Annotated in this window: 3 protein-coding genes; 1 reads left to right on the top strand and 2 read right to left on the bottom strand. The window is 53.9% G+C overall.

Annotated elements, in window-relative coordinates; all coding sequences use genetic code 11:
* On the bottom strand, positions 1-345 hold a 345-nt coding region (locus ACQ4W6_RS25555), incomplete at its 3' end, for a transposase (RefSeq protein ID WP_436569965.1).
* A gap of 78 nt (positions 346-423) precedes the next feature.
* A complete protein-coding gene (locus tag ACQ4W6_RS25550) occupies positions 424-1,719 on the bottom strand; it encodes an ISNCY family transposase (RefSeq protein WP_436569964.1) in 1,296 nt (431 codons plus the stop codon).
* 230 nt (positions 1,720-1,949) lie between these two features.
* On the opposite strand from ACQ4W6_RS25550, the gene ACQ4W6_RS25545 reads away from it, so the two are divergent.
* Positions 1,950-4,142, top strand: a complete 2,193-nt coding sequence (locus ACQ4W6_RS25545; protein WP_436569963.1) for an ATP-binding protein — start codon at positions 1,950-1,952, stop codon at positions 4,140-4,142.
* Positions 4,143-4,536: the final 394 nt, after the last annotated feature.

Genomic DNA, 4,536 nt, shown 5'->3' with positions numbered 1-4,536 from the left:
GGCGAAGAAGCGCTGTGTCATCGCCTCGCTGAACAGACGCTCACGGTTGGCGCTGAAGGTCGAGTGGTTCCACACGGCCTCGTCGAGGTTCATGCCGACGAACCAACGGTACAGCAGGTTGTATTCGATGTGCTGCACCAGTTGGCGCTCGGAGCGGATCAAGAACAGCGTCTGGATCAGGCTGGCGCGCAGCAGGCGTTCCGGGGTGATCGAGGGACGCCCACGGCGCGAGTACAGCACCTGGAACTCGTCGTTCATGCTGGCCAGAATGGCATCGACCAGCACCCGCAGCTTGCGCAACGGATGCGCATCGGGGACGCGTTCCTCCAGCGAGCGGTATGTCAACGCTAAATAGAAATGTCCCCTTTTGTCCCAAGTAGAAATGTCCCCTGGGTTCAGTGCAATTGATGGATTTTCTCTCAGTCAGAACCTTGCATGCGGCGGTTTTCCCATGGCGTCGAGTGTCGGCATGCGCTTTTTCCAAGGGTGACCTATTTCTGGCACCACCCGGGCGCGTGATTCGATGATGCAATCGACCAGATCGTTGACCTGCTTGCCGTCGACGGGGGCGCATTGCTTGCTCGAGCCCGGTGATTGCAACAGGGTGTCATAGGCCAGCGTACGGCCCTGCCAGCGCAATTCCATCGCGCCGTCATGATGGCGGTGCACCATGACGGCCGCCCCACGCATGGACAGCCCTGAGCTGGCCGTTCTGACTTGAAACAGGACGCCTTCATGCTGGCAGCTCAGATTTTTCGACAGTTTTCTGGTGTCTTGCACCGACAAGATACGGCGCAGTTGCTCCGGCTTGCCCAGGTAGGGCACATGCGCGTCGTGCGCGGCCACGGGCGGCACCGCGAAGCGCCGATTGAAGTCGGCGATATAGGTCGGCAGCCAGGCGTTAGCGGCCTGCTGGCCATGAATGCCCTGAAGACGCATTTCTTTGACCAGCCTGTCCTGCAGGGTCTGGTTGGCGCGCTCAACGCGCCCCTTGGCTTGCGGGCTGCTGGCATGAATGGCTTCCACGCCAAGTTCCTTGAGCGCACGCGTAAACTGGGTTTGCGCCTCGGCAGCAGGTTCCTTCTGATTGATCCGGAAGACGCTATGCCGGTCGCTGTACAGCGCTGCAGGCAGTCCATGCAGTGCAATATGGCGTTGCAGGGCTGCCATGTAGCCCAGCGTGGTTTCTGTATCGACAAATTGCAGGTGCGTCAATTCGCCCGTGGCATCGTCAATGAACACCAGCAGGGTGCAGCGCGGGGCTCGCCCCTCAAACCAGTCATGCGGGGAACCGTCGATCTGGATGAGCTCTCCGCGTCGCAAGCGTCGCTCGCGCATCGGATGAGATCTGGCCACTGTTTTGCGCCGCGTCTTCCAGTAGCCATGTAGCACCATCTGCTGGCGTACGGTTTCGACCGAGAGTGTCACGCCATGCACTTCGCGCAACTTCTCCGCTGCCAGCGTCGGACCAAAGTCGGCATAGTGCGCGCCAACCAGAGCCATGGCTTGGCCCAGCAACGCGGCATCGATGCGCCGCTTCGACGGCTGACCCCGCTTCGCGCTCACCAAGCCAGCAGAGCCTGCAACAACGTAGCGACGCTTAAGTCGCTTGATTTGGCGTACGGTGACGCCGAGTCGCTCGGACGCCTCTTTCTGACTCAGCTTGCCCTCAACCAGCTGCGCCATCAACTGGGATCTCAGCACTTCCTTGCCGCTCATCTGCACCACCATGATTTCGTGCCCGTTTATCCCAAAAGGGGACATTACTACTTTGGGCTAACACAGAAGAAATTCAAACGCTCTGATGACGTGCAAGTTAGTGCCATATTCGCTAACGTGATGGCTTCGAAGTCCGACCCTCCTTCAGAGTCTGCTAAACTTCAAAGTTCTTCGCACGGCTAAATCTCTATTCTCTGCCTTGCGCCTTTATGGCGAAACAGGAGTATACCGTGTTGACAACCGTTAAAAAAGATATTTCCCCCAACTTAGGAACAACCGAGCACTTTGTTCGGTTTTATGATGAAGACTTGGTGTTGTTGACAGAAGTGGGCGATTTTCTCGATTCCTCTCTCCGTGCCGGAGGTAGCGGCATCATCATTGCTACTCCTGACCACATTAATGCCCTCCGCCGCCGCTTGTCAGGATTCTGGGGCGAATCAGGAGGCGCAGAATTATGTTCGGCAAAATTACTCGCTTTTGATGCGGACGAAATGCTTAGCGGGTTCATGATCGACGAGTGGCCGGATGAGAGCCGTTTCGACGCTGTCGTGGGCAACATAATACGAGCAACTTGCGCCAACGGCAGAAAAGTCAACGCTTTTGGCGAGATGGTAGCTCTGTTGTGCGCAAAGGGCCAATTTGATGCGGCCATCCGGCTCGAACAAATGTGGAGCGCTTTAGCGGTCCAAACTCCTTTTTCGTTGTTTTGCGCATATCCATGGAAGCTTTTTCCTACAGCTGAATCGTCGGCGGCATTTCAAAGAGTTTGCGAGGCACACGACCACGTTTGCGGCGAAGACAAGCTTTCAGTATCGACGACTGCCCAAGACATAACTAGCAAGATTGCAGAACTGGAGCAAAAGGCCCGGGTAATGCACGCCGAGGTAGCTCGCCGTACAAAAGCAGAAGAAAGCCTGACGCAACGAGAGAAGGAACTAGCGGATTTTCTGGATAACTCTGCCGAAGGACTACATCGGGTTGGCATGGACGGGACCATCCTCTGGGCGAACAAGGCGGAAATGAACATGCTTGGTTATCGTCCTGAAGAATACATTGGCCAGCACATCGCCCGCTTCCATGTTGACCAGACGGTTATCGAAGATATCCTGACAAAACTGGGATCTGGCGAAACAATTTACGACTATCCTGCACGTCTCAGGTGTAAGGACGGATCGGTTAAACACGTGGTGATTCATTCAAACGCATACTTTGAAGATGGCCAACTTCGGTACACCCGATGCTTTACCCGCGACGCAACCGAACGTCACCAACGTGACGAAGCCTATGCTGAACGAGAAAAAACCCTCGTAGAGTTAACCGAAGCGAACCAAGCTAAAGATGAGTTTTTAGCTATGCTCGGACATGAATTGCGAAATCCGTTAGCGCCCATAACGATGGCGTTGGAACTAATGCGCATGCGCAACGAGAATGCCAGCAAGTATGAGCGGGAAGTTATCGAGCGCCAGGTCGGACACATGAATCGCCTTGTGGAAGACTTGCTCGACATCTCACGTATTACGCGGGGCAGAATGGAGCTTCAGTTGAGCGAAATAGACGTATCGCAGTTTTTGATAAAGGCTGTCGAAATGGCCAGCCCGCTTTTCGAACAGCGTAATCACCAGTTCAAGTTTAGTTGCGAAGAGAATTTGCATATGACTGGTGACCCAGATCGGCTGGCCCAGGCTGTTTCTAATCTTCTCACCAATGCGGCAAGATACACAGGCAAGGGAGGGCATATTGTCCTGTCCGCGACTTGCGTAAAATCGGATTGGCTTTGCATTAGCGTCAAGGACGATGGTGTCGGCCTGCCAGAATCAATGCTGGGCTCGATCTTCGAACTGTTTTTTCAAGCGAAACAGACAATTGACCGCACACAAGGAGGACTCGGCATCGGCCTCGCGCTGGTCAAGAACATTGTCGAATTACATGGGGGGACAGTCGAGGCAAAAAGCAACGGCATCGGCCGTGGTAGCGAATTCGTCCTAATATTGCCGATAAATGGGCTGTCATCAAAGCGTACTGAGCTGAAGGAGGCTGCGAGCTTGGGAACGGTAATTCAGAAGCGACGCATAATGCTTGTTGATGATAACGTTGATGCGGTAAATACGTTGGGTAGACTGCTTGAGCTCAGCGGCCATGATGTGGAATTGTTTGATAACCCGATTGACGCCTTATCTGCTGTAAGGCGCTTTAATCCTGAAATTGCCATCCTGGATATTGGTCTTCCTGGACTGAACGGTTATGAACTTGCGGATGAGATACGTGCAGCTATGGGCGATCACTCATGCCGCTTGATTGCATTAACCGGTTATGGGCAGGAAGCGGACCGGACCAAAAGCCAAGCAGCCGGATTCGAAAAACATTTTGTAAAGCCGGTTAGCGTTGACCAAGTTATTAGTTGCATTAATTCTAACGATAAGTAATCGTATCTTGGTATTCCGGCCCATAGTGACCGCTGATTCCGGTCTATCGTGACCGATTTTTGGGGCCCACTCGATCACAACATGAAGCAAAATGGTGATGAGCGGCCCGCTTTGATCGAAACCGGCCTGTCGGAAATGGTGTTCACGCCATAATGTACTATTTTTCCGAATTCTGTGGGTTCCGCTTCTCGACCTCCCCCTTCAAGCCTTAATGCACAATTAAGCATCCGCGTTGCCTCTGTGCCGGTGAATTCATAACGGAGAACCGGGTTAAGGGCACGTCGTTATACACAAGTGCTGACCGTCGAGCGCGTGGGCGAAAAAGCCGTTTACATTCAATGCGTTGCGGCAGCCCTTGTAAACTTTCTCGTTTTCGCGTTTACTCTCGTCTTTT

The sequence above is a fragment of the Janthinobacterium woesei genome (assembly GCF_051380875.1).
Taxonomy (GTDB): Bacteria; Pseudomonadota; Gammaproteobacteria; order Burkholderiales; family Burkholderiaceae_D; genus Janthinobacterium.
This window is presented reverse-complemented; position numbering and strand designations above follow the sequence as displayed.

Bases quoted from the DNA above. Each gene is read 5' to 3' on its own strand.
- ACQ4W6_RS25550 (WP_436569964.1), bottom strand. From the start codon at position 1,719: ATGAGCGGCAAGGAAGTGCTGAGATCCCAGTTGATGGCGCAGCTGGTT.